This window comes from Streptomyces sp. NPDC127098, from assembly GCF_042722465.1.
Taxonomy (GTDB): Bacteria; Actinomycetota; Actinomycetes; order Streptomycetales; family Streptomycetaceae; genus Streptomyces; species Streptomyces millisiae.
In genome coordinates, this window is sequence record NZ_JBHXFJ010000022.1 from 78,953 (window position 1) to 101,953 (window position 23,001).

The 23,001-nt window shown below is 73.7% G+C and carries 25 protein-coding genes; 14 read left to right on the forward strand and 11 right to left on the reverse strand.

Features of this window, described 5'->3' with window-relative positions:
- Positions 1–768 (reverse strand): type I methionyl aminopeptidase, encoded by a 768-nt coding sequence (gene map, locus ACFWI8_RS16580; protein ID WP_387091336.1) that lies wholly within the window; start codon positions 766–768, stop codon positions 1–3.
- 51 nt (positions 769–819) lie between these two features.
- On the opposite strand from map, the gene ACFWI8_RS16585 reads away from it, so the two are divergent.
- The 3 genes from ACFWI8_RS16585 to ACFWI8_RS16595 all read left to right on the forward strand — a co-directional run bounded on the left by ACFWI8_RS16585 (position 820) and on the right by ACFWI8_RS16595 (position 1,707).
- On the forward strand, positions 820–1,092 hold the full coding sequence (locus ACFWI8_RS16585; protein WP_387091339.1) for a helix-turn-helix domain-containing protein: 273 nt from the start codon (positions 820–822) through the stop codon (positions 1,090–1,092).
- Positions 1,093–1,148: 56 nt separating this feature from the next.
- The gene (locus ACFWI8_RS16590; RefSeq protein ID WP_387091342.1) at positions 1,149–1,376 is read left to right on the forward strand and encodes a type II toxin-antitoxin system VapB family antitoxin; all 228 of its coding nucleotides are present in this window, start codon (positions 1,149–1,151) and stop codon (positions 1,374–1,376) included.
- Positions 1,377–1,551: 175 nt separating this feature from the next.
- The gene (locus ACFWI8_RS16595) at positions 1,552–1,707 is read left to right on the forward strand and encodes a hypothetical protein (protein WP_387091345.1); all 156 of its coding nucleotides are present in this window, start codon (positions 1,552–1,554) and stop codon (positions 1,705–1,707) included.
- A gap of 14 nt (positions 1,708–1,721) precedes the next feature.
- On the opposite strand, the gene ACFWI8_RS16600 is transcribed toward ACFWI8_RS16595, so the two are convergent.
- From ACFWI8_RS16600 to ACFWI8_RS16615, 4 genes are all read right to left on the reverse strand, one after another.
- A complete protein-coding gene (locus tag ACFWI8_RS16600; RefSeq protein WP_387091347.1) occupies positions 1,722–2,366 on the reverse strand; it encodes a dihydrofolate reductase family protein in 645 nt (214 codons plus the stop codon).
- A 71-nt stretch (positions 2,367–2,437) separates the two neighbouring features.
- Complete coding sequence (locus ACFWI8_RS16605) at positions 2,438–2,635, reverse strand: DUF397 domain-containing protein (RefSeq protein ID WP_387091350.1); 198 nt, start codon at positions 2,633–2,635, stop codon at positions 2,438–2,440.
- 17 nt (positions 2,636–2,652) lie between these two features.
- Complete coding sequence (locus ACFWI8_RS16610; RefSeq protein ID WP_387091353.1) at positions 2,653–2,850, reverse strand: DUF397 domain-containing protein; 198 nt, start codon at positions 2,848–2,850, stop codon at positions 2,653–2,655.
- Positions 2,847–3,686, reverse strand: a complete 840-nt coding sequence (locus ACFWI8_RS16615; RefSeq protein ID WP_387091356.1) for a helix-turn-helix transcriptional regulator — start codon at positions 3,684–3,686, stop codon at positions 2,847–2,849. Before ACFWI8_RS16615 ends, ACFWI8_RS16610 begins: the two co-directional genes overlap by 4 nt.
- Before the next feature lie 114 nt (positions 3,687–3,800).
- Between ACFWI8_RS16615 and ACFWI8_RS16620 the strand changes: the two genes are divergently transcribed.
- Both ACFWI8_RS16620 and ACFWI8_RS16625 read left to right on the forward strand, forming a co-directional pair.
- On the forward strand, positions 3,801–4,031 hold the full coding sequence (locus ACFWI8_RS16620; RefSeq protein ID WP_387091359.1) for a hypothetical protein: 231 nt from the start codon (positions 3,801–3,803) through the stop codon (positions 4,029–4,031).
- Positions 4,024–4,425: a hypothetical protein gene (locus ACFWI8_RS16625; protein ID WP_387091361.1), complete on the forward strand. Its 402-nt coding sequence runs from the start codon at positions 4,024–4,026 to the stop codon at positions 4,423–4,425. Before ACFWI8_RS16620 ends, ACFWI8_RS16625 begins: the two co-directional genes overlap by 8 nt.
- Here ACFWI8_RS16625 and erm read toward each other — a convergent pair.
- Entirely contained in the window at positions 4,379–5,149 is a 771-nt protein-coding gene (erm, locus tag ACFWI8_RS16630) for an ErmE/ErmH/ErmO/ErmR family 23S rRNA (adenine(2058)-N(6))-methyltransferase (RefSeq protein WP_387091364.1), read from the reverse strand. The genes ACFWI8_RS16625 and erm overlap by 47 nt on opposite strands.
- A gap of 399 nt (positions 5,150–5,548) precedes the next feature.
- On the opposite strand from erm, the gene ACFWI8_RS16635 reads away from it, so the two are divergent.
- Positions 5,549–9,268, forward strand: a complete 3,720-nt coding sequence (locus ACFWI8_RS16635) for an ABC transporter ATP-binding protein (RefSeq protein ID WP_387091367.1) — start codon at positions 5,549–5,551, stop codon at positions 9,266–9,268.
- Between the two features lie 59 nt (positions 9,269–9,327).
- On the opposite strand, the gene ACFWI8_RS16640 is transcribed toward ACFWI8_RS16635, so the two are convergent.
- Positions 9,328–10,137, reverse strand: a complete 810-nt coding sequence (locus ACFWI8_RS16640; protein ID WP_387091370.1) for an alpha/beta hydrolase — start codon at positions 10,135–10,137, stop codon at positions 9,328–9,330.
- A gap of 433 nt (positions 10,138–10,570) precedes the next feature.
- Here ACFWI8_RS16640 and ACFWI8_RS16645 point away from each other — a divergent pair, with 433 nt between their 5' ends.
- From ACFWI8_RS16645 to ACFWI8_RS16660, 4 genes are read left to right on the forward strand one after another with little or no spacing between them, the layout of a single operon-like run.
- Positions 10,571–11,428 (forward strand): SDR family NAD(P)-dependent oxidoreductase, encoded by an 858-nt coding sequence (locus ACFWI8_RS16645; RefSeq protein WP_387091373.1) that lies wholly within the window; start codon positions 10,571–10,573, stop codon positions 11,426–11,428.
- A gap of 2 nt (positions 11,429–11,430) precedes the next feature.
- Positions 11,431–12,723 carry an aminotransferase class I/II-fold pyridoxal phosphate-dependent enzyme gene (locus tag ACFWI8_RS16650; protein WP_387091376.1) on the forward strand — a complete coding sequence of 431 codons (1,293 nt, stop codon included), beginning with the start codon at positions 11,431–11,433 and terminating at the stop codon, positions 12,721–12,723.
- Positions 12,724–12,739: 16 nt separating this feature from the next.
- Positions 12,740–13,711 (forward strand): diiron oxygenase, encoded by a 972-nt coding sequence (locus ACFWI8_RS16655; RefSeq protein WP_387091379.1) that lies wholly within the window; start codon positions 12,740–12,742, stop codon positions 13,709–13,711.
- 2 nt (positions 13,712–13,713) lie between these two features.
- Complete coding sequence (locus ACFWI8_RS16660) at positions 13,714–14,565, forward strand: tryptophan 2,3-dioxygenase family protein (protein ID WP_387091464.1); 852 nt, start codon at positions 13,714–13,716, stop codon at positions 14,563–14,565.
- A gap of 12 nt (positions 14,566–14,577) precedes the next feature.
- Here ACFWI8_RS16660 and ACFWI8_RS16665 read toward each other — a convergent pair whose 3' ends face one another.
- The 4 genes from ACFWI8_RS16665 to ACFWI8_RS16680 form a co-directional block, all read right to left on the reverse strand.
- On the reverse strand, positions 14,578–14,802 hold the full coding sequence (locus tag ACFWI8_RS16665; RefSeq protein ID WP_387091382.1) for a hypothetical protein: 225 nt from the start codon (positions 14,800–14,802) through the stop codon (positions 14,578–14,580).
- Between the two features lie 9 nt (positions 14,803–14,811).
- On the reverse strand, positions 14,812–15,324 hold the full coding sequence (locus tag ACFWI8_RS16670; RefSeq protein ID WP_387091385.1) for an NUDIX domain-containing protein: 513 nt from the start codon (positions 15,322–15,324) through the stop codon (positions 14,812–14,814).
- A 60-nt stretch (positions 15,325–15,384) separates the two neighbouring features.
- On the reverse strand, positions 15,385–17,442 hold the full coding sequence (locus ACFWI8_RS16675; RefSeq protein ID WP_387091388.1) for a SpoIIE family protein phosphatase: 2,058 nt from the start codon (positions 17,440–17,442) through the stop codon (positions 15,385–15,387).
- 677 nt (positions 17,443–18,119) lie between these two features.
- Positions 18,120–19,181: a LacI family DNA-binding transcriptional regulator gene (locus ACFWI8_RS16680; RefSeq protein ID WP_387091391.1), complete on the reverse strand. Its 1,062-nt coding sequence runs from the start codon at positions 19,179–19,181 to the stop codon at positions 18,120–18,122.
- Between the two features lie 122 nt (positions 19,182–19,303).
- On the opposite strand from ACFWI8_RS16680, the gene ACFWI8_RS16685 reads away from it, so the two are divergent.
- The 4 genes from ACFWI8_RS16685 (at position 19,304) to ACFWI8_RS16700 (ending at position 22,999) form a co-directional block, all read left to right on the forward strand.
- A complete protein-coding gene (locus tag ACFWI8_RS16685; RefSeq protein WP_387091394.1) occupies positions 19,304–20,464 on the forward strand; it encodes a Gfo/Idh/MocA family protein in 1,161 nt (386 codons plus the stop codon).
- Positions 20,465–20,478: 14 nt separating this feature from the next.
- Positions 20,479–21,648, forward strand: a complete 1,170-nt coding sequence (locus ACFWI8_RS16690; RefSeq protein WP_387091397.1) for a dihydrodipicolinate synthase family protein — start codon at positions 20,479–20,481, stop codon at positions 21,646–21,648.
- Entirely contained in the window at positions 21,648–22,487 is an 840-nt protein-coding gene (locus ACFWI8_RS16695) for a sugar phosphate isomerase/epimerase family protein (protein ID WP_387091400.1), read from the forward strand. Before ACFWI8_RS16690 ends, ACFWI8_RS16695 begins: the two co-directional genes overlap by 1 nt.
- 161 nt (positions 22,488–22,648) lie before the next feature.
- Positions 22,649–22,999 carry a type II toxin-antitoxin system Phd/YefM family antitoxin gene (locus ACFWI8_RS16700; RefSeq protein WP_311596863.1) on the forward strand — a complete coding sequence of 117 codons (351 nt, stop codon included), beginning with the start codon at positions 22,649–22,651 and terminating at the stop codon, positions 22,997–22,999.
- Positions 23,000–23,001: the final 2 nt, after the last annotated feature.

Genomic DNA, 23,001 nt, shown 5'->3' on the forward strand with positions numbered 1-23,001 from the left:
TCACGGCAGCGTCAGCACCCGCGGTCCCTCGTCCGTGATGGCCACCGTGTGCTCGAAGTGGGCCGCCCGGCTGCCGTCGTTGGTGCGGAGGGTCCAGCCGTCGGCGGCCGTGTGCCAGTCGTCCCGGCCGCCGGCGAGCAGCATCGGCTCGATGGCCAGCACCAGCCCGTGCTTCAGCGGGTAACCCCGTCCCGGGCGGCCCTCGTTGGGCACATCGGGGGCCTCGTGCATCCGGCGGCCGATGCCGTGGCCGCCGAAGCCGTGGACGATGCCGTAGCCGGCGGTCCGCGCGACGCGGCCGACGGCGTGGGCGATGTCGCCGATCCTGGCGCCGACGACGGCGGCCGCGATGCCGGCCTCCAGCGCCCTTTGGGTGGTGTCGAGCAGTCGCCGGTCCTCCGGGCTGGCCTCGCCGATGGTGAAGCTGATCGCCGAGTCGCTGGCCCAGCCGTCCAGGTAGGCGCCGCAGTCCACGCTCACCAGGTCGCCGTCGCGCAGCCGCTGGTCGGTCGGGATGCCGTGCACGATCGCGTCGTTGACGGAGGCGCAGATCACGCCCGGGTACGGGGTCGGCGCGAAACTGGGGCGGTAGTCGAGGAAGGCAGGCTTGGCACCGGCCTCGCGGATCACCGCGTGCGCGACCTCGTCAAGATCGCGCAGCGACACGCCGGGCCGGGCCGCGTCGCGAACGGCGGCCAGCGCCCGCGCCGTGATCCGGCCCGACTCGCGCATCGTCGCCAGTGCCGCGTCCGTCTTGATCTCCACCATGCCGCGCACTCCTCCCGTGCCAATTCTTATACCGGTATTAGTATCACGGGCATGGTACGCACTCCACTGACCCCCGAGGAGCGCGAGCGGGGCCGGTTCCTCGGCGTCCTGCTCCGCGAGGCACGCGGCGAGCGCAGCATGGCCGAGATCGCGGCGGCGGCCGGGATCTCCGCCGAGACCCTGCGCAAGATCGAGACCGGACGCGCCCCCACGCCGGCCTTCTTCACGATCGCGGCCCTGGCCGGCGCGCTCGGCCTCTCGTTGGACACGGTGGCCGGAGCGTGCGCCGCCGCCGGCCCGACGGCGGAGGCGGCCGTGGCCTGACGGGCCGCGACGCGGAACGCCGCAGACGGTGGAGAAATGTATAGAGGGAGGTGGCGATGTCTCGTACGGTGATCGACCTGGACGACGAGGCGCTGGCGGAAGCGGCCAGGCACCTGGGCACGGAGACCGAGGAGGACACGGTCAACGCCGCCCTGCGGGAAATCGTCGATCGACGGCGGCGAGCGGCGGCGATCGCACGGATGAGGCAACTGGTAGCTGAGGGGGAGATCGACTTCTCGCTCATCGAGGGTGACTCGGCTACGGGGGATTACTCGGCCGCGTGACGGAGCAGTTCCAGATCGAGACCAGTGCCCTGGTGCGTCTCTACCGCGGCCAGGCAAGTCCGGCCTGGTGGGGCTGTGTGAGACCGTGCGCCAGGAGTTCCTTCGGGCGGTTGGGGGCCGGCCTGCGTACTCCGAGGCGGACGGACTGCTGCGCGAGACCTTCCCCACATACGTCATGCGGGAATCCGTTTGGGACGACGCCGCCGAACTCCAACGAGGGCTGGCTGACCGGGGCTGGCACCCATGTGCCAGCCCGGTCGATCTGCTCGTCGCCGTCACGGCGGCGCATCACAAGCTGACGCTGCGGGAACGCGGCACGGCCGTGGCCTGACACCGTTCGCCGCGTCACCTGCGCCAGAACAGGTGGTGCGTCACGCCGCTCGGGCTGGGCACCACCTCCAGGTGGAACCGGTCGCGCAGCTCGTCCGGCGAGTCCCAGAGCCGCAGTCCCGACCCGAGCTCCACCGGCGAGACCGCCACGTGCAGGGTGTCGACGAGGTCGGCGTCCAGGAACTCCCGGATGGTGGTGACCCCACCACCGAGCCGGACATCCTTGCCCTCCGCCGCCTCCCGCGCCTGCGCGAGGACCGTGGCCGGGTCGCCGTCCACGAAGTGGAACGTCGTGTCGGAGAGGGTGAACGACGGACGCGGGTGGTGCGTCATGACGAACACCGGCGTGTGGAACGGCGGCTCGTCGCCCCACCAGCCCAGCCACTCGTGGTCCTGCCAGGGGCCGCGCTGCGGCCCGAACTTGTTGCGGCCCATGATCTCGGCGCCGATGTTGTTGGAGAAGTCCCGGGTGAAGTAGTCGTCCAGGCCGCGACTGCCGCCCGGGTCTGTGCGGTTGGGCCAGCTGGCCGTGGCCCCGGCCCACGAGAACAGCCGCTCCGGACCGTCGAGCCCAAACGGCCGTTCGAGAGTCTGGTCCTCACCGGCCGCGACGCCGTCACTCGAGACGTTGAAGTTCTGCACCCTCAGCAGCTGGCCCATCTGCATCCTCCTCCATGGTCGGTACGGAGGATGGACCGCCGGGACCGGCGAAACTCATCGCGGCGGGAGGGCTACGCGACGGTGCGGACGAACGCGGCCCAGGCGGCGGTGGGGAAGACGAGGACCGGCCCGTCGTGGTGGCACTTGGTGTCGCGGACGGGGTGGATGCCGGGGAGGTTGTCGGCGACCTCGACGCAGTGCCCGCCGTCGCCGTTGGTGTAGGAGGAGGTGCGCCAAGCGGCGGTGCTCAGGTCGGGTGCGGTGGCCATGGTTCCTCCAGGTTCGATCACTTGACGGTGTTGATGAACGCGGTCCAGGCCGGGGTGGGGAAGAGGAGGACGGGTCCGTCGTCGCGGCGTTTGGTGTCGCGGACGGGGTGGATGCCGGGGAGGTTGTCGGCGACCTCGACGCAGTTTCCACCGTCGCCGTTGCTGTAGGAGGAGGTGCGCCAGGCGGCGGTGCTCAGGTCGGGTGTGGTGGTCACGGAGTCCAAAGGTCCTTTGCCACGGATTCGATCAGCTTCAGGGATGGCCCGGGCGGCAGTGCGATGGCCCTGAGGTGATCGTAGGCCCTGAAGTACTGTGCCACTAGCGTTGGTTCCTCGATGAGCTGGCCCGAGAACGAGCCCTCCGTGTATGCCACGGGTGGTGCGTCGGGAAAGGTCAGCAGGACCACCGTGCCATGGATCAGCGGGTTCGGTCCTGCAGAGAAGGGCATCACCTGCAGCAGCACTCGGTGGTGGTCTCGCCCCAGCGCGACGATCCGGTCGAGTTGGCGACGCATCAGTTCAGGGCCGCCCATAGGAAGTCGCAGAGCTGCCTCATGGACCGTGAACCACAACTCAGGCGCGGTTGCGTCGCTGAGAATCATTTTCTGCTGGTCGACCCTGCCGCTCACGCGCTTCTCGATCTCCTCAGCCGTGGCGAACGGATGTGCCGAGCGTGTCAGTGCGCGGATGTATTCCTCGGTCTGGACCAGCCCAGGTAGATGCAACTGCGTGAAGATGCTGTACGTCTCCGCGTGCTTTTCCAACTCGGCCACAGTGGCGTAGTAGTCCGGATGCTTCTCCGCCTCGTGCGCCAACCGGCAGAGCCGCTGGAGGTGTTCCCCGGTCCCGAAGATCTCGTCGAAGAGCTTGGACATGTCCATCTGGGGACGCCGCTCGGCCGTCTCGAACTGGCCGATGTAGGTGCCGGAGCAGAAGGCCCGCTCGCCCAGGGCGTCCTGGGACAGTTCGGCTTCCTCGCGCAGCCGACGCAGTTCCGCGCCGTAGAAGGCTCGCGGGGACAGATAGGGGTTCAGGTCCTTTGGGCGAACCATTGGCCAACGCTCCTTTGCCGCAGGCGACTTGTGGGGTTGAAACCCCTTCCGGAGTCTAGTGGCGGATGGTCACGCTGTGGGTGCGGAACGTAATTCCCATGCGAAAGGCCCCCCATGAACCGACCGCCACTTCCCGCCGAGGCCATCGAGGTCTCCGCCGAGGCCGTCCAAGAATTGAGCGAGGCGCTCGCCGGTGCCGGCATCGTCCTGCCGTCGCTCGGCGTCGATCTGGTCTCGTGCACCTCCGTCTTCCACACCCGGCCGCTCGTGGAGCTGGGCCGCTGCGACGTCGACACCGCGCGGCGGCTCGCCGCCGTGGTGCGGGCCGGGCAGGCCCGTGCTTGAGCCCGGGCTGTGGTGTGAGCGCGTCGTCCGGCGGGACGCCGAGGTCGGCGTCCAGGCGCGTCGCGCCGCGCGGCCGATCCAGGCGTTGATCTGGATGCGGGTCGAGGTGCGCACGGTGCTGTCGCTGCTGGACGCCGACGAGGCGGAGCGGGTGTACCGGTGGCTGTCGTACGGGCAGTGGGAGGCGATCTACCGGCTGCGGGCCGGTGGGTCCTGCCGACTGCCCGTACGGACCCGTACGGGGGTGCGGGTCTCCTGGGAGATCAGGCCGGTGCTGTTCCTGCCCACGGCGGGGCGATGCACCGAGGCCGAGTCCACGGCGGAGTTGGCCGCTGCCGTCCGGGAGGTTACGGCGCGAGCCGCTGGAACAGCATCAGCCACTGCGGCGGGCTGACCACCCCCACGGCCGCGTCGTCCGGGATCCCGGCCGCGCGGAGCGCGTCACGGACCCGGGACGACCGACGCTGCCGGGCGAGCGTGGCCCGCAGCGAGCCGCCGACACCTGTGAAGCCCTCGGCGACCAGCGCCCGGAACGCCGGCAGCCGGTCGATCGGCAGCAGCGGCTCGGGCCGTCGGGTGATCCGCAGCACCGCCGAGTCGGTGCGCGGCACCGGCGTGAAGTGCTGGCGGCGGATCCGTGGCCCGAGCTCCCAGCCGTGCTCGGGCCAGCTCCGCACCGTCAGCAGCGGCCAGGTGCCGAAGTCGCCGGTGCGGCGCCTGGCGAACTCCAGCTGGGTGACGAGCGTCGCCGAGGTCAGCGCCCGCGCGTCCAGGCACCAGCGGACGATGTCCGTGGTGCGCGAGTAGGGGACGTTGCCGACCACCGCGAACGGGGTGCGCGGCGGCGTGGCCCGCAGGAAGTCGCCGGCCACCACGCGCACGTTCCGTGCGGGGGAGAGGCGGTCCGGGAGCCGGCGGGAGAGCGCCGGGTCGATCTCGTAGGCGACGACCCGGCCGGCCGAGCCGGCCAGCAGCCGGGTCAGGGTGCCCTCGCCGGCGCCCGGCTCCAGCACCGTTTCGTCCGGCCGCAGCCGGGCGGTGCGCACGATCATGCCCAGCACGCCCGGCTCGTGGAGAAAGTTCTGCGAGAGGTTCTTGCGCCTGTTTTCGCGTGCCATGAAGGCTCACGTCCTCGTGTGTGCGAGGACAGGCCGAGGCGGCGGTATGGGAACGCAAGGAGGTGCCGACGGCCTGTCCGGTGGTCAGAGACACACGGACGGCCCTGATCGGGCACGGGAGAGCTGGCTACAACGGGACGCTCAGGCGCCGGACAGGTCCCCCAGGACCAGGGCCGGACGCCGCACGCGAGGACGGGTGTACATGAACACGGCCCGCGCGGCGGCGCACAGACCGTGGATGTTCAACGCTCCCATGGCGGTGACCGTACGCACGCGCGTCGGCGCCCCGCAACCGAATTACCACTCCGCTGATCGTCGGTTCATAGTGTTGCTGTGGGATGAAATCCGCAGGTCCCGGCGTTGGGTTTCCCTGGGATACGACAGCGAGGGAGAGACGGCGTGCCCAGTGGTGGTCGTGGTGGTGGTCCTGGTGAGGGATGGATACGGCGGCTGACCGCCTACTGCTGGCGTTACCGGCGCAACCTGCTGCTCTCCGTCGGCGCCTCGCTGGTCGGCATGGCCGTGATGGCGCTGATGCCGCTGATCGTCAAGAACGTCATCGACGACGTCGTGGTCGGCGGCGAGGGCGGGCTCGGCGGGCAGATCGCGCTGCTGATCGCCGCCGCCCTCGTCGTCTACGCGCTCACCTTCATCCGCCGCTACTACGGTGGCCGGCTCGGCATCGACGTCCAGCACGACCTGCGCACCGAGATCTTCCGCACCATCACCCGGCTCGACGGCCGCCGCCAGGACCAGCTGTCCACCGGGCAGGTCGTGGGCCGCGCCACCAGCGACCTCCAGCTGATCCAGGGCCTGCTCTTCATGCTGCCGATGACCGTCGGCAACCTGATGCTCTTCGCGGTCTCGCTGGTCGTGATGGTCACCCTCTCGCCGCCGCTCACCCTCGTCGCCCTCGCCGTCGGCCCCGCCCTCTGGTTCATCACGGTCCGGAGCCGGGACCGGCTCTTCCCCGCCACCTGGTACGCCCAGCAGCGGGCCGCCGAGGTGGCCGGCGTGGTGGACGGCGCCGTCACCGGCGTCCGCGTCGTCAAGGGCTTCGGGCAGGAGGAGCAGGAGACCGGCAAGCTGCGCGACGTCAGCCGGCGGCTCTTCGGCGCCCGGATGCGCACCGTCCGGCTCAACGCCCGCTACACCCCGGCGCTCCAGGCCGTGCCGGCGCTCGGCCAGGTCGCGATGCTGGCGTTCGGTGGCTGGATGGCGACCCGGGGCCAGATCTCGCTCGGCACCTTCGTGGCCTTCTCCACCTACCTGGCGCAGCTCGTCGGCCCGGTGCGGATGTTCACGCTCATCCTCACCATGGGCCAGCAGGCGCGGGCCGGCGTCGAGCGGGTCGTGGAGCTGATCGACACCAGGCCCGAGATCAGCGAGGCCCCGGACGCCCACGAACTGCCGGCCGACGCCCCGGCCACCGTCGAGTTCGACCGGGTCTCCTTCGGCTACGGCCCGGAGCGGCCCGTGCTGCGCGACCTCAGCCTGCGTATCGAGCCGGGCGAGACGCTGGCCGTCGTCGGCCCCTCGGGCAGCGGCAAGTCCACCGTCTCCCTGCTGCTGCCCCGCTTCTACGACCCCGACGAGGGCGCCGTCAGGATCGGCGGCGAGGACGTCAGGCACCTCACCCACGACTCGCTGCGCACCGCCATCGGCCTGGTGCCCGAGGACAGCTTCCTGTTCTCCGACACCATCCGCGCCAACCTCGCCTACGGCCACCCCGAGGCCGACGAGCGGCGGATCAGGGCCGCCGCCCGCGCCGCCCAGGCCGAGGAGTTCATCCTGGCGCTCCCCGACGGCTACGACACCCGCATCGGCGAGCAGGGCCTCACCCTCTCCGGCGGCCAGCGGCAGCGGATCGCGCTGGCCCGCGCCATCCTCACCGACCCCAGGCTGCTGATCCTGGACGACGCCACCTCGGCCGTGGACGCCCGCGTCGAGCACGAGATCCACGGCGCGCTGCGGTCGGTGATGGCGAACCGCACCACGCTGCTGATCGCCCACCGGCAGTCCACGCTCCAGCTCGCCGACCGGATCGCCGTGCTGGACGGCGGCCGGCTCGTCGACACCGGGACCCACGAGGAGCTCGTCGAGCGCTGCGAGCTCTACCGCGCCCTGCTCGCCGACCCCGGCGAGCTCGGCGGCGTCGAGCGTGACCCGGCCGGCGTCACCGCCGAGCCGGCCGGCAATCCTCCCCCAGCTTCGCTGGGAGGTGCCCCCAGGCCCGAGGTCGGCGAGCCGGCGGAGGACGAGGCCGGCAGCCCCGAGCTGCGGGCCCGGGTCGCCGCCCTGCCGCCCGCCACCGACACCCCCGACATCGACGAGGCGCGGGCCGCGCGCCCCGAGACCGAGTACGGGCTGCGCCGGCTGCTCGCCGGGCTCGGCCGGCCGCTGCTGCTCGCCCTGCTGCTGGTGGTCGCCGACGCCGCCGCGTCCCTGCTGGTGCCGGTGCTGATCAGGCACGGCATCGACCAGGGCGTCGAACGGGCCGCGCTCGGCGCCGTGTGGGCCGCCTCCGGGATCGCGCTCGCCGTGGTGCTCGGCCAGTGGGCCGCCCAGTACGGGGCGATCCGCGCCGTCGGCCGCACCGGCGAGCGGGCCCTCTACTCGCTGCGCGTCAAGATCTTCGCCCAGCTCCAGCGGCTCGGCCTCGACTACTACGAGCGCGAGCAGGCCGGCCGGGTGATGACCCGGATGACGACGGACGTCGACGCCCTCACCACCTTCCTGCAAACCGGCCTCACCCAGGCGCTGGTCTCCGTGCTCACCTTCTTCGGCATCATGGGCGTGCTGCTCGCCATCGACCTCCAGCTGGCGCTGATCGTGCTGGCCACCCTGGTGCCGCTGGTCGCCTGCACGGTGGTGTTCCGCCGGCGCAGCTCCCGCGCCTACGAGCTGGCGCGGGAGCGGGTCAGCGGCGTCAACGCCGACCTCCAGGAGTCCGTGGCCGGGCTGCGGATCGTCCAGGCCTTCCGGCGCGAGCGGGACGGCTACGAGCGGTTCGCCGACCGCTCGGACGGCTACCGGCAGGCCCGGGTGCAGGGACAGTGGCTGATCTCCGTCTACTTCCCCTTCGTGCAGCTGCTCGCCACCCTGGCCACCGCCGGGGTGCTGGTGGTCGGCGCCGGCCGGGTCGGGGACGGCACCCTGACCGCCGGCGCGCTGGTCGCCTACCTCCTCTACATCGAGCTGTTCTTCGCCCCGGTGCAGCAGCTCTCCCAGGTCTTCGACGGCTACCAGCAGGCCGTCGTCTCGCTCGGCCGCATCCAGGAGCTGCTGCGCGAGCGCACCTCGACCCCGGCGCCCGAGCGGCCCATCGGCGTCGAGTCGCTCAGTGGCGACCTGGAGTTCGACGACGTGCGGTTCGCCTACCGGGGCGCCGACGACGAGGCGCTGGCCGGGGTGAACCTGCGGGTCCCGGCCGGGCAGACCGTCGCCTTCGTCGGCGAGACCGGCGCCGGCAAGTCCACCCTGGTCAAGCTGGTGGCGCGCTACCACGACCCGACGGCGGGCGCGGTCCGGGTGGACGGCGCCGACCTGCGCGACCTCGACCTCGCCGGCTACCGGCACCGGCTCGGCGTGGTGCCACAGGAGCCCTACCTCTTCCCCGGCACCGTGCGGGACGCCATCGCCTACGGCCGACCGGAGGCCACCGACGCCGAGGTGGAGGCGGCGGCCAGGGCGGTCGGCGCGCACGCCATGATCGCCGCGCTGCCGGACGGCTACCGGCACCGGGTCGCCGAACGCGGCCGCAACCTCTCGGCGGGACAGCGCCAGCTGATCGCCCTGGCCCGCGCCGAACTGGTGCGGCCCGACATCCTGCTGCTCGACGAGGCCACCGCGGCGCTCGACCTCGCCACCGAGGCGCTGGTCAACCAGGCCACCGACCGCCTCGCCGGCAGCCGCACCACGCTGGTGGTGGCGCACCGCCTCTCCACCGCGGCCCGCGCCGACCGGGTCGTCGTCCTCGACCACGGCCGGGTGGTGGAGGACGGACCACACGCCGAACTCCTCGCCGCCGGCGGCCGCTACGCCCGCCTGTGGGCCAGCTACACGGGTGCCGAGCCGGCGCCGGCGGACGCCGAGGCGTTGGAGTCGGTGAAAAGGTGACCCTCGCGGGCGTTCGCCCTTGACCCGCACCGGTCGCGGACGGCGCGCGGGCCGGGGCGTCAGTCCGGTGCCGTCGCCCCGGGACGGCCGTCCGGGCCGGACGGGCCAGCGAGTTCGGCCAGTGCCGCCGGCACCGCCGGCCAGGCGGCGCTGAGCGGGTCGATCACCGCGAAGTGGCCGGCGCCTGGCAGGCGGACCAGCCGGGTGCCGGGGTGGGCCGCCGCGTACGACGCGGCGACGGCCGGGGGCACGATCCCGTCCGCCGCCCCGTGCAGGATCGTCACCGGCGAGCCGGGCCCCGGAGCCCGGACGGGGTCCAGGTCCGGGCGCCCGTTCGGACCGGCGCCGAGGAACGCGTGGACGGCGTCCTCGTCCAGCGCCAGGTCGTGGGCCAGCCGCAGATCGGCGACCGGGGCCAGGGCCAGCGTGCCCCGTGGCGGCGGCACGCCGGGCGCGGCCGCCGCCCACAGCGCCAGGTGACCGCCGGCGGAGTGGCCCGCCAGGACGTATCCGCCGCGGGTGCCGCCGGGGGCGTCGCCGGGCAGCGCGGCGAGGGCCGTGAGCACGGCCCGGACGTCCGCGGTCGTCAGGTCGGGCCGGCCCGGCACCCGGCGGTACTCGGCGGAGACGACCGGCCAGCCGGCGTCGCGCAGCGCCGCCGCCAGCGGGCGGGTGTGGCCGCGGTCGTAGTCGGGCCGCCAGAACCCGCCGTGCAGGAACACCACGGGCGGGCGGCCCGGCACGGCGCCCGGCGCGGGCCGCCAGACGTCGGCCACGTGGTGGGCGGTGTCCGGGCCGTAGCGCAGGACCTCGTCGGGCGCGGGAGCGGTCCGGGTCAGGACGGAGCGGTCCTCGGTCGCCTCGGTCACGCGGAACCTCCTCTCGGCGCCGCGACCCTAGGGCCTGTCTGACAATCCCCGGCGGGCTCGCGACGGCTAGCATCCCTCCCCCAGACTCCGTCCGGGAGGTGCCCCCAGGCTGCGTTGCCGAATCGCGCGAGTACGGCCAAGTACGAGCTGCGCTGCGGCCGACGTGCGGCTCCGCCGCGTGGGGCGCCTTGCCAGCGAATGGGGGCACCTCCCTGGGGGCACCTCCCAGCGTTAGCTGGGGGCCGTTAGCTGGGGGAGCCATTCGCCGCTCGCTGATCCACCGGGAATCATCAGACAGACCCTAGCAGCGGGACGGCCTGCGGCGGCCCGCCGACATGGACAAGTCGCGCTGCTCACCGGTGACTTGAACAAGTCGTCGCGGCTGCCGACGACTTCGGGGACTTCACCCGCCGACCGTCGGTAGGAAGGACCCGTGCGGGAGACGAATGCGGACACGGACGCGCGGACGCGTCGCGGCGTACTGGTCACCGGGGGGTCGCGCGGCATCGGCGCGGCCGCGGTGCGCCGGTTCGCCCGCGCCGGGGATCGGGTGTTCTTCACCTACCACAGCGGTGCCGGACCGGCGGAGGAGCTGGTGACGGAGCTGGCGGCCGAGGGCCACGAGGTCACGGCGCTCGCCTTCCGGCAGGGGGAACGGGACAGCCACGAGGAACTGGGCCGGGCGCTCACCGGCAGCCGGGTGGACGTCCTGGTCAACAACGCGGCCGTGGGCTCGGCCACCGTGGCCCGCCACGCGCCGGAGCCCGGCCCCGACCGGGACGCCGCGTTCCTGCGCGTCAACTGCCTCGGGCCGCTCTGGCTGGTGCGGCAGTTCGCCCCCGCGATGATCGCCCGCGGCTACGGCAAGGTCCTCAACGTCTCCAGCGTCGGCGGCGGCGTCGCCGTGTTCCCCCAGTTCGACGTGGCGGACGGCATGAGCAAGGCCGCCGTCGCCTACCTGACGCGGCACCTGGCGGCCCAGTGGTCGGCCCTGCCGGTCGACGTGTTCGCGGTGTGCCCGGGGGCCGTCGACACCGGGATGTTCCGCGCCAGCACCCTCGACGGCCTGGGCCCTGACCGGCTGCGGGCTTTCACCTCGGGGCTGCCCGGCGGAAGGCTCATCGAGCCCGCTGAGGTCGCCGACGTCCTGTGGTGGCTGTGCGAGGAGCCGGCCCGGATCCTGCGGGGGGCCGTCGTCGACGCCTCGCTCGGTCTTGGCAGCGACCCGGCCGCCCTGGACCGCACCCCGGGCCACGACGACTGGACCGGGCAGTCCTGGCGGGGGTGGTGACGATGGTGTCCCGACAGGCGGGCCGGCTGGTCAAGGCGTCACCGCCCATCGCCGCCGCGCACTTCCGCGCCGAGGCCGACCCGTACCACCCGGAACGCAACCCCGGCGGCTACGTCAACCTCGGCACCGCCGAGAACCGGCTCGTGGCGGACCTGCTGGCGCCCCGCCTCGCCGAGGCTCCGCCGCCCGACGCCGCCACCACCCGGTACGCGCCGCTCCACGGCTCGGCCCGGCTGCGCGAGGCGATCGCCGCCTTCCTGTCGGCCACCTCACGTGCCACCCCGGTGGACCCCGGCCACCTCGTGGTCGTCGCGGGCGCCACCACCGCGCTGGACGTCGTCGCCACCGCGCTGTGCGACCCCGGCGACGGGATCGTCGTCCCGGCCCCCTACTACGGGGCGTTCGACGTCGACCTCGCGGGCCGGTCCGGCGCCCGGCTGCTGCCCGCCCCGCTGTCGCCCGCCGACGGGTTCGCCCTCGCGCCGGACGCCGTTCGCCACGCCGTGGACCGCGCCCGGCGCGACGGCGTCCCCGTGCGGGCCCTGGCGCTGTCGTCGCCGTCGAACCCGCTGGGACAGGTCTACCCGGCGGAGGACCTGGGCCGGCTGCTGGCCGTGGCCGCCGACCTTGACCTCGACGTCATCAGCGACGAGCTGTACGCCCACAGCGTCTTCGGGCCCCGGCGGTTCGTCAGCGCGGCCGACGCCGCCACCGGCTCGCCGCTGCCCCCGGAACGGGTCCATGTGGTGTGGGGCTTCGCCAAGGACTTCGCCCTCCCCGGCTTCAAGGCGGGCGTCCTGCACACCACGGCGCCGGACGTCCTGGCCGCGGCCCGTGAACTGGCCTACTTCGCGCCGTTGTCCACCCAGACCCAGGAACTGCTGGCGTGGCTGCTGACCGACGACCCCGGCTGGGTCGCGCGGTACCTGGCCGCCGGGCGACGGCGGCTGGGCGCCTCCTACGCCGCCGCGACCGGCGCGCTGGAGCACCACGGCGTGCCGCACCTGCCGGCCGAGGCGGGCTTCTCCGTGTGGCTCGACCTGCGGGCGGCCCTGCCCGCCGGCGCGTCCGGCCCCGACACCGGGCACGCGGCCGAGGAGGCCCTGTGGCGCGAGCTGTTCGAGAACCGTCGGGTCAGCATGCTGCCCGGCGGGATGTTCGCGGCCCCCGAACCCGGCTGGTTCCGGATGTGCCACACCACCGAACCCACCACCGTCCGCGTGGCCGTCGAGCGCCTGGGCGGACTGCTCGCCGCGCGCACGCGGCGAAGACCACCGACCCGACGGACACGATGACGGAGTACAGCAGGAGATGACGACCGCCACACCGGCCCCGGACGGCGCAGACGCCGGAGCGACGGGCCCCTTCGCCGAGTGGTACACCGCCGCGGGGGTGCGCTCGGGCGTACGCCGGACCTTCCACGACGAGAGCGACCAGGGCAAGGTCTTCTTCCCCGAACGCCTGGTGCCCTTCCTCGACCACCCGCTCCTGGCCGGCCTTGACCGGCATCAGCGCTCCGCGCTCGCGCTGCGGCACCTGTACCAGTTCCTGATATCGACCACCCACATGGAGACGCGGGTCGTCAACACCGCGGCCGAGCGGATCGCCAACGGCCGCAGCGGCGTCGAACTGACCCCGGACGACCGGCTGGACGCGTTCAAGGTCTACTGCGACGAGGGCTACCACGCCCTCTACAGCCTCGACCTGGCCCACCAGATCGCCGACACCACCGGCGTGCCGGTACCCGACTGGGACTACGGCCGGTTCGTCGACCGGCTCGCCACGACGGCCAACCGGCTGCTGCCCGGCGAACCGGTCCTCGCCGGGCTCTTACAGGTCGTCGTCTTCGAGACGCTGATCACCGCCGTCCTCAACGAGCTGCCCGGCGACACCACGGTCATCACGACGGTCCGCGACCTCATGCGGGACCACGCCCGGGACGAGGGCCGCCACCACCGCTTCTTCTCCGGCTACTTCCACCGGCTGTGGCACGCGCTCGACGCCCGGCACCGCGCCCTGGCCGCCCACGCCCTGCCCGCCCTGATCCACGACTGCCTCGCCGCCGACCTCGGGCCGGCCCGCGCGTCCCTCGCCCTGGCCGGGGTCGACGCCGACGTCATCGCCGCGGTCGTCGACGACCACCTGGCGACCGACCGGGAGCGCATCCGCTCCATCACCCGGTCCACCGTGCGGATGTGCCGCTCCGCCGGGGTCTTCGACGTGCCCGGTGCCTACGAGGAGTTCGTCCGCCACGGGCTGGTGGCGGGGGACGGGGGCGAGTGACCATGGCGACCGCCTCCTCCGCACCGGCGTCCCCGTCCGGGTTACCGCCGTCCGGCCCCCTGACCTACCGCGGCTACCTGCGCCTGGCCGACCTGCTCGCCGCCCAGGTGCCCGTGGTGCGGCCGCCCGCCCGGGACGAGCTGGCGTTCATCGTCACGCACCAGACCTACGAGCTGTGGTTCAAGCTGCTGCTGGCCGACCTGGAACTGGTGCGCGACGAGATGCTCGCCGGCCGGCCCGCCGCGGCGTCCCGCGTCTTCGAACGGATCCACGTCGTCGGCCGGGTGCTGCTGGAGCAACTGGCCGTCCTGGAGTTCATGACCCCGGCCGACTTCGCCGGGTTCCGCGACGCGCTGGCGCCGGCCAGCGGGCTCCAGTCGGCCCAGTTCCGGGAGCTGGAGTTCCTCTCCGGGCGGGAGGCGCCCGACCCGCCTGAGCGGGCCTGCGCCGGCCTGGGACCCGAGGAACGGGACGCGGTGCTGCGACGCCTGGCCGAGCCCAGCGTGTGGGACGGTTTCCGGCACCTCCTGCGCGAACCGGACGTCGGCGGGCGGGATGTGGGGGAAGCCGTGGGAGAAGACAGTCTGCCCGCGGCCCTGGCCCGGGTCGCCGCCGGGCGGGAGCCCGGTACCGGCGAGCTGCGGCGGCTGGCGGCCCACCTGTACGCGTACGACGAGGAGGTCGTCGCCTGGCGGACCCGCCACGCCGACCTCGCCGCCCGCCTCATCGGCGACGCGCCCGGCACCGGCGGGACCAGCGGCGTGGACTACCTCCGCCGGGCCGCGCGCCGCCGTTTCTACCCGCTGCTGCACGACCTGTTCGGGGCCTGCCCAGCCCATCGGGGTCGCTGCTGAGCCGTCGGACGACTAATGGTTGCGTGGGTGGTCGCGGGCCGTGCGCTCGTTGCCCCGCCGGTAGTTCCCCGTCCAGCGGGCCATCACCAGCTGCGGATCCCCGCCCGGCGCGGCGACCGCCGCCAGGAACTCCCGCGCGCGCTCGCCCCGCAGCACCGCCGCCACCCGCCCCCGGTGGGTGATCCGCACGCTGCCGTCCGCCCGCACGTCGTACGCGAAGCCGTCCGCTCTCGCCATGCGGCCACGCTACGCGCCCTCCGGGCCCCCGCGCACCAGCTCGGCCAGAACCGCGTCCACCGTCTGCAGGGTCCCGCCGGGCAGCGGCGCCTCGCCGTCCCACCAGCTGATCGCGGATATCTCCTCGTTGGGCGTGAACCCGGCCGGCTCGCCGGCCCCGGCGGTCTCGGGGAGCTCGGCCCGGAAGACGGCGCCGCGCAGCTCCGGCTTGTCGGCGAAGGCGGTGAGCGCGAAGCCGGCGAAGCGCAACTCCTCGGGGGCCAGGGAGAGCCCCGCCTCCTCCCGCAGCTCACGGGCCGCGGCCTGGCGCGGCGTCTCCCCCGGCTCGATGCCGCCACCCGGCAGCTCCCAGCACCCCCGGCCGCGGTCGAGGACCAGCAGCACCCGGTCGCCGCGCTCCACCGCGACCAGGCAGTACCCGACGCGCGCGTCGGCGAACTCGCTGCCCTCCGGGAGGCGGTCGAACGCCAGCAGCCGGATGCCCAGCGGCCCGCTGGCCAGGGGGCGCGTCGTGTCGGTCATGCCGTCGAGCCTGCCACACGCCACCGACAACGGCACCGGGTCAGGGACCCGCGCACGGCCTCACACCGGCAGCGGGGCGTCCGGCGAGAACTCCGCCCAGATCGTCTTGCCGCTGCTCGTCTGCCTGGTGCCCCAACGCTCGGTCAGCTGCGCCACGATGAACAGACCGCGCCCGCTCTCGTCGTACACCCGCGCCCGGCGCAGGTGCGGCGAGGTGCTGCTGCCGTCCGACACCTCGCAGATCAGGCCGTGCTCGCGGATCACCCGCAGCTGGATGGGCCCGCCGGCGTGCCGGATGGCGTTGGTCACCAGCTCGCTCACCACCAGCTCCGTGGTGAACGCCGCCTCCGCGAGCCCCCATTCGGCCAGCTGACCGGTGGCCAGCTCGCGCGCCGTGGCCACCGCCTCCGGGCTCGGCGTCACGTCCCATGTCGCCACGTGCGCCGTGTCGAGCGCGTGCGTGCGGGCAAGCAGCAGCGCCACGTCGTCCCGCGGCCCCTCCTGGAGCATCGTCTTCAGCAGCGCGTCGCACGCCGACTCCAGCGACGTCACCGGCTGGGACAGCGCCTCCCGCAGCTCCGCGATGCCGCCGGTCGTCCCGTCGGACCTGGACTCCAGCAGGCCGTTGGTGAACATCACCAGCACGCTGTCCTCGGGCAGCAGCAACTCGGCCGACTCGAACGGCAGCCCGCCGATGCCGAGCGGCGGTCCGGCCGGCAGCTCGATCTGGTCGACCCGGCCCTCGGGCAGTACCAGCGCGGGCAGCGGGTGCCCGGCCCTGGCGACCGTGCAGGCGCGGGAGACCGGGTCGTAGACGGCGTACAGACAGGTGGCGCTGAACCCGCCGCCCGGGCTGTCCTGTTCGGTCTCCGCGCGGAGCCGGATCATCACGTCGTCCAGGTGGGTCAGCAGCTCGTCGGGCGGCAGGTCGATGTCCGCGAGCGTCCGCACCGCGGAGCGCAGCCGGCCCATGGTGGCCGTGGCGTACAGGCCGTGCCCGACCACGTCGCCCACCACCAGCGCCACCCGGGCGCCGGAGAGCTGGATGACGTCGTACCAGTCGCCGCCCACCCCGGCCTGGCCGCCGGCCGGCAGGTAGCGCGTCGCCACGTCGACCGCCGCAAGACGGGGCAGCCGCCGGGGCAGCATGCTGCGTTGCAGCGTCAGTGCGGTGCGGTGCTCGTGCGTGTAGCGGCGGGCGTTGTCCACGCAGACGGCGGCCCGGGCGCAGACCTCCTCGGCCAGCAGCAGGTCGTCGTCGTCGAACGGCTCCTGCCGCTGGTGCCGGATGAACACCGCGACCCCCATGGTGGTGCCGCGGGCCCGCAGCGGGACGGCGATGCCGGAGTTGAAGCCGAACTTCCTGGCGTGCTCCGCGCGTTTGGGATCCAGCTCCAGCCACTCCGGGAGACGGTCGCCCGCCAGCCGCATCGGCTCGCGCACCGCCCGGCCCTCGGCCAGGCAGCGGGACAGGATGTACTCCTCCGGGTAGTGGGCGACGTCCCCCGGGGCGACGACGGCCTCCGGGACACCCTCGAGCACCGACTGCTGTGCCACCCGCCGCAGCCGCAGCGGGCCGTGGACCGGCCCGGGCTCGGGCTCCTCGCCGCGCAGCACCGGGTCGAAGAGGTCCACGCACACGAAGTCCGCCAATCGGGGGACGGCCACGTCGGCCAGCTCCTGGGCGGTGCGGGACACGTCGAGGGTCGAGCCGACCTGCTGGCTGGCCACGGTCAACAGGCTGAGCCGCTCCCTGGCGATCGTCAGCCCCCGCACCCGCTGCTCGCGGTCGAGGCGCACCCGGCAGACGGTGATCCCGAGCGTGACGCCGATGGCCACGATGCCGACGGCGAAGAGGCGGGAGACGAAGGTGACGTCGCTGGGGAGGAGCCCGTAGATGATCAGATTGGTGCCGAGCGCGACGGCGCCGACCACCAGGGTCGGCCAGAACGGCAGCAGCGCCCCGGCCACGACCGGCGCCAGGGCGGTGAAGCCGGCCCACCTGACCCGGCCGCTCAGCTGGGCGTCGTAGACCGAGACCGCCGCGACCAGCGCGAGGCAGACGAGCAGCAGCGTCAGCACGCCACCGCGACGAACGCGATCCGGTAGCCAAGCCACCCGTCAACCGTAACCGCGCGGGCCTCCCCTCGCCGGTCGGATACCGCCGGCGCGGAGCGCCGCCGGCGGTTGCGCCGGCCGCCGCCGGCCTGGCGGCCGGCGGGCTTCGTCGAACGGCGGGGTGGTCGTGTGCACGGCCTTGCGGCCGGGCCAGCAGTGCGGGGACGCCTGCTGCTGGCTGCCGGTTTGCGGCTGTACGGCGGCCCGCCGTGGCCGGCGGGCTTCGAGGTACGGCGGGGTGTTCCTTCGCGCACCGCTTTGCGGCCGGCGGAGGCCGGGGCGGTGGCCTGCGGTGCGCACGGCTTGGCGGCCGGGCCGGGGACGCGCGTGCCGTACTGGCGGGTCGGCGACGGGGTGGCGGCACGGTCCGTGCGCCGCCGCCGCCGGCGCTTCGCGCCGGGGCGGTTGTGCCGGGCGGGCGTTCCTTGCGGCGGCCAGGTGGGTGGCGTGCGGTGCGCGTGCCGCACCAGTGGCGGCCGGCCGGACGACCTGGCGCGGACGCCGCGACGCCCGGGATCACCGAGGCCGGCTATGAGCCCTCGGCCGGACGCCGCCGGCCGCCGTGCCATGTGCGCACCGCACTGGCGGTGGCCCGACCGGGCGAAGCCGGGCCGGCGCGTGCCGCGGCCGGCAGGGCCGGCGCGGGTTCCGGACGGTCCGCGCGGCTCGTTCCGGGCCTATGGCCCGGTCCGGCTCGGCGGGGCCGTGGAGGCGCGGGCCATGAGGTCGGCGTGGTAGGTGGCGACCCCGCCCACCGGGGGCGTCTCGCGGTCGAGGGCCAGGCGGCCGGCGCGGGCGCCGGCGTCGGCGAGCGGCAGGCGGACGGTGGTCAGCGCCGGGGTCGCGTCGACCGCGAACGGCAGGTCGTCGAAGCCGGTGACCGAGACGTCCTGCGGGATCCGCAGGCCACGGTCGCGCAGCGCCGCGCAGACGCCGAGGGCGACCGTGTCGTTGGCCGCCAGGATCGCCGTCAGGCGCGGCTCGCGGCGCAGCAGCTCAAGCGCCCCGTCGTAGCCGGAGGCCCGGTCGTAGGCGCCGTGCACGGTCAGCGTCGCCTCGCCGGCCAGGCCGGCCTCGCTCAGCGCCGCGTGGTGGCCCTCGAGACGGTGCCGGGTGGTGGTGCGGGCGGTGGGCCCCGCGAGGTAGCCGAGCCGCCGGTGGCCGAGGGAGAGCAGGTGTTCGGTGAGCCGCCGGGCGCCGCCGCGGTTGTCGAAGGTGACGGTGAGCGCGTCGTGGCCCGGCAGCGGCGGCCTGCCGCACAGCACCACCCGGGTGCCGGCGTCGGAGAGCCGCCGCAGCCGGGTGGCCAGCGCCTCGGTGTGCGCCGGGTCCTCGACCGTGCCGCCGGTGAGCACCACGGCGGCGGCGCGTTGGCGCTGGAGCAGCGTGAGGTAGGTGAGCTCGCGCTCAGGGGAGCCGCCGGTGTTGCAGATGATCGCCATCTTCTGGCCGCTGAGCCCGGTGCCGTCCGCGGCCGGGCTCATCTCCGACTGGACGGCGCTCGCCATCACCGCGAAGAACGGGTCGGCGATGTCGTTGACCAGCACCCCGACCAGGTCGGACGTGGCGGCGGCGAGCGCGGAGGCCGGGCCGTTGACCACGTACTCGAGCTCCTCGACCGCGCGCAGCACCCGGCTCCTGGTCTCACCCGCGACCGGGTAGTTGCCGTTGAGTACGCGTGACACGGTCGCCGCGGACACCCCAGCGCGGGCCGCGACATCCGCCAGCGTTACGGACATGCTCTGCTCCCACACTTGTCCAAGCCGGTGGGGAGAGGTTAGCGTCTCTCTCGATAGAAAGCGCTTACTGAATCGGGGGCGACTCGGTGGCGCGGAAAGCAGGCCGTGTGGGAGGCAGGGGCATGACGACGCGAAAGACCGTCCGGATCGCCATGAACGGCGTCACCGGGCGGATGGGATACCGCCAGCATCTGGTCCGTTCGATCCTCGCGATCCGCGAGCAGGGCGGCCTCGACCTGGGCGACGGCACGGTGATCTGGCCGGAGCCGATACTGGTCGGCCGCCGGGAGCACGCGCTGCGCGAGCTCGCCGAGCGGCACGGCCTCGACCCGGAGGCCGTGAGCACGGACCTCGACGCCGTGCTGGCCGACGACAGCGTCGACGTCTACTTCGACTCGCAGGTCACCCTGGCCCGCGAGGAGGCCCTGACCAAGGCCATCGCCGCCGGCAAGCACATCTACACCGAGAAGCCCACCGCCACCGGGCTCGACGGCGCGCTGCGCCTCGCCCGCGCGGCCCGCGACGCCGGCATCAAGCACGGCGTGGTGCAGGACAAGCTGTTCCTGCCCGGGCTCCGCAAGCTCAAGCGCCTGGTGGAGGGCGGCTTCTTCGGCCGGATCCTGTCCGTGCGCGGCGAGTTCGGCTACTGGGTGTTCGAGGGCGACTGGCAGGCCGCCCAGCGCCCGTCGTGGAACTACCGCAGCGAGGACGGCGGCGGCATCGTCGTCGACATGTTCCCGCACTGGGAGTACGTGCTGCACGACATCTTCGGCCGGGTGGAGAGCGTGCAGGCGCTTGCCGCCACCCACATCCCGCAGCGCTGGGACGAGAACGGCAAGCCGTACGAGGCCACCGCCGACGACGCGGCCTACGGCGTCTTCGAGCTGGCCGGCGGCGCCATCGCGCAGATCAACTCCTCCTGGGCGGTGCGGGTCAACCGCGACGAGCTGGTGGAGTTCCAGGTCGACGGCACCGAGGGCTCGGCCGTCGCCGGGCTGCGCGACTGCCGGGTGCAGCACCGTTCCGCCACCCCCAAGCCGGTGTGGAACCCGGACCTGCCGGCCACCGAGGTCTTCCGCGACCAGTGGCAACAGGTCCCGGACAACGAGGAGTTCGACAACGGCTTCAAGGCGCAGTGGGAGCTGTTCCTGCGCCACGTGGTGCTCGACGAGCCGTACAGCTGGGACCTGTTGGCGGGGGCGCGGGGCGTGCAGCTGGCCGAGCTCGGCCTGCGGTCGTCCGCCGAGGGCCGCCGGCTGCCCGTTCCCGAGCTGAGCCTGTAGGGGGTGCCCGCATCATGACCCGGACCATCCGACTGCCCGACGACACGGGCGCGTTGGTCGAGTACGAGCCGCGCGCCGAGCCCGCCGTCTTCGACCCCTCGGGCGCCCCGCCGCTGGCGTCCCGCATCGTCTACTCGGCGGCGCACGTGGTGGCCGACCCGTTCGCCGACGTGACGCCCGACGACCCGGCGGCCGTGGACTGGGACGCCACGCTGGCGTTCCGCCGGCACCTGTGGTCACACGGCCTCGGCGTGGCCGAGGCGATGGACACCGCGCAGCGCGGCATGGGCCTCGACTGGGCCGGCGCGGCCGAGCTGATCCGCCGCTCGGGCGCCGAGGCGAAGGCGGTCGGCGGCCGGATCGCCTGCGGCGTCGGCACCGACCAACTCGCGCCCGGAACAACCTCGTTGGCCGCCGTGCGGGCGGCCTACGAGGAGCAGCTCGCGCTCGTCGAGTCCACCGGCGCGCAGGCCATCCTGATGGCCTCCCGGGCGCTGGCCGCCACCGCCGCGGGACCCGAAGACTACGCCGAGGTCTACGGCGGGCTGCTGCGGCAGGCCGCCGAGCCGGTGGTCCTGCACTGGCTCGGGCCGATGTTCGACCCGGCGCTGACCGGCTACTGGGGCAGCGAGGACCTGGACGCGGCCACCGACACGTTCGTCGAGATCATCGCCGCCCACCCGGACAAGGTGGACGGCGTGAAGGTCTCGCTGCTCGACGCCCAGCGCGAGATCAAGCTGCGGCGCCGGCTGCCGGACGGGGTGCGCTGCTACACGGGCGACGACTTCAACTACCCCGAGCTGATCGCCGGCGACGAACAGGGCTTCAGCCACGCCCTGTTGGGCATCTTCGACCCGCTCGGGCCGCTGGCGGCCCAGGCGGTGCGGACGCTGGACACCGGCGACGTGGCGGGCTTCCGGGCCGCGCTCGACCCGACCGTGCCGCTGTCCAGGCACCTCTTCCGGGCGCCGACCCGCTTCTACAAGACGGGCGTCGTGTTCCTGGCCTGGCTGGCCGGGCACCAGGAGCACTTCACCATGGTGGGCGGCCTCCAGTCGGCGCGCTCGCTGCCGCACTTCGCGCGGGCCTACCGGCTGGCCGACGGGCTCGGTCTCTTCCCCGACCCGGAGACGGCGCGGGACCGGATGGGCCGACTGCTGGCCGTGTACGGGGTGGGTGCCTGATGACCGACGCCGTGGACCTCACCGGCTTCTCCATCAACCAGATGACGGTGAAGCAGCTGTCCCTGCCCGAACTGGTCAAGGGACTCGTCGAGTTGGGCGTGCCCGGCGTCGGCCTCTGGCGGGAGCCGGTGGCCGAGCACGGTCTGGCCGCCAGCGCGCGGCTGGTCCGCGAGGCCGGCCTCACGGTGACCTCGCTGTGCCGGGGCGGCTTCTTCACGGCCATCGACCCGGCCGAGCGGGCCGCCGCCCTGGCCGACAACCGGGCGGCGATCGACGAGGCGGCCGAACTGGAGACGGACACCCTGGTCCTGGTCTCCGGCGGCCTGCCGGCCGGCAGCCGCGACCTGCCGGGCGCGCGGGAGCGGATCGCCGACGCGCTGGCCGAACTGGCGCCGTACGCGGCCGAGCGCGGCGTCCGGCTGGCGATCGAGCCGCTGCACCCGATGTACGCGGCGGACCGCTGCGTGGTCTCCACGCTGGCCCAGGCGCTCGACCTGGCGGAGCGCTTCCCGGCCGAGCAGGTGGGGATCGTCGTCGACACCTACCACCTGTGGTGGGACGACACGATCGCCGCCGGCATCGCCCGCGCGGGCGCGGGCGGGCGCATCCACTGCTTCCAGTACGCCGACTGGACCACCCCGCTGCCGGCGGGCGTCCTCACGGGCCGCGGGCAACTGGGCGACGGCTCGGTGGACTTCCGCTGGTTCCGCGAGCGGGTCACCGCGGCCGGCTACCGGGGCCCGGTGGAGGTGGAGATCTTCAACGACGGACTCTGGGCGCGGGACGGCCACGAGGTCCTGGCCGAGACCGTGGCCCGCTACCGCGAGCACACCCTGTGAGCCGCCCTCGGTAGGGCGCGACCGAGACTCCGCCCCGCCCGGGGTGACGGGACGAACACCCCCGGGCGGGGCGGACTGACGACGGCGGCGACGTGGCGGCGGGCTCTGGAGGCCGCGAAATCTGTACGTAAACATGTACAGATTTCGGGTAGGGTGGAGCCATGGACATTCCTGAGGTCGTCACCGTCGGTGACGCGCGCAAGGGGCTCTCGCAGATACTGGCCGAGCTGAGTGCCGCGGGCCCCGAGGCCGAGCCCGTGCTGATCGGGGCGCACCGAAAGCCGCAGGGTGTGCTGTTGTCCGTCGAGGCTTTCGAGGCGCTGGTCGAGAAGCGCGAGAGGCGGCTCGCGGTCGAGTCGGCCACTGCATCGGTGGCGGCGGAGGGGCTCAGGACATCGGGCGCCGCCGACCGGGACGCCGACGCCTGGGTGCGGGGAGAGATCTCGGGTGAGGAAATGGTCGCCCGAGCCATCGCGCGCCATCGAGGCCAGGAGAACCGGCGGGCTGGATGAGC

Excerpts from the sequence above, each read along its gene's own strand:
- map (WP_387091336.1), bottom strand. The coding sequence starts at position 768 with ATGGTGGAGATCAAGACGGACGCGGCACTGGCGACGATGCGCGAGTCG.
- ACFWI8_RS16585 (WP_387091339.1), top strand. The coding sequence starts at position 820 with ATGGTACGCACTCCACTGACCCCCGAGGAGCGCGAGCGGGGCCGGTTC.
- ACFWI8_RS16590 (WP_387091342.1), top strand. The coding sequence starts at position 1,149 with ATGTCTCGTACGGTGATCGACCTGGACGACGAGGCGCTGGCGGAAGCG.
- ACFWI8_RS16595 (WP_387091345.1), top strand. The coding sequence starts at position 1,552 with ATGCGGGAATCCGTTTGGGACGACGCCGCCGAACTCCAACGAGGGCTG.
- ACFWI8_RS16600 (WP_387091347.1), bottom strand. The coding sequence starts at position 2,366 with ATGGGCCAGCTGCTGAGGGTGCAGAACTTCAACGTCTCGAGTGACGGC.
- ACFWI8_RS16605 (WP_387091350.1), bottom strand. The coding sequence starts at position 2,635 with ATGGCCACCGCACCCGACCTGAGCACCGCCGCTTGGCGCACCTCCTCC.
- ACFWI8_RS16615 (WP_387091356.1), bottom strand. The coding sequence starts at position 3,686 with ATGGTTCGCCCAAAGGACCTGAACCCCTATCTGTCCCCGCGAGCCTTC.
- ACFWI8_RS16620 (WP_387091359.1), top strand. The coding sequence starts at position 3,801 with ATGAACCGACCGCCACTTCCCGCCGAGGCCATCGAGGTCTCCGCCGAG.
- erm (WP_387091364.1), bottom strand. The coding sequence starts at position 5,149 with ATGGCACGCGAAAACAGGCGCAAGAACCTCTCGCAGAACTTTCTCCAC.
- ACFWI8_RS16650 (WP_387091376.1), top strand. The coding sequence starts at position 11,431 with ATGGTGTCCCGACAGGCGGGCCGGCTGGTCAAGGCGTCACCGCCCATC.
- ACFWI8_RS16655 (WP_387091379.1), top strand. The coding sequence starts at position 12,740 with ATGACGACCGCCACACCGGCCCCGGACGGCGCAGACGCCGGAGCGACG.
- ACFWI8_RS16660 (WP_387091464.1), top strand. The coding sequence starts at position 13,714 with ATGGCGACCGCCTCCTCCGCACCGGCGTCCCCGTCCGGGTTACCGCCG.
- ACFWI8_RS16665 (WP_387091382.1), bottom strand. The coding sequence starts at position 14,802 with ATGGCGAGAGCGGACGGCTTCGCGTACGACGTGCGGGCGGACGGCAGC.
- ACFWI8_RS16670 (WP_387091385.1), bottom strand. The coding sequence starts at position 15,324 with ATGACCGACACGACGCGCCCCCTGGCCAGCGGGCCGCTGGGCATCCGG.
- ACFWI8_RS16680 (WP_387091391.1), bottom strand. The coding sequence starts at position 19,181 with ATGTCCGTAACGCTGGCGGATGTCGCGGCCCGCGCTGGGGTGTCCGCG.
- ACFWI8_RS16685 (WP_387091394.1), top strand. The coding sequence starts at position 19,304 with ATGACGACGCGAAAGACCGTCCGGATCGCCATGAACGGCGTCACCGGG.
- ACFWI8_RS16690 (WP_387091397.1), top strand. The coding sequence starts at position 20,479 with ATGACCCGGACCATCCGACTGCCCGACGACACGGGCGCGTTGGTCGAG.
- ACFWI8_RS16695 (WP_387091400.1), top strand. The coding sequence starts at position 21,648 with ATGACCGACGCCGTGGACCTCACCGGCTTCTCCATCAACCAGATGACG.
- ACFWI8_RS16700 (WP_311596863.1), top strand. The coding sequence starts at position 22,649 with ATGGACATTCCTGAGGTCGTCACCGTCGGTGACGCGCGCAAGGGGCTC.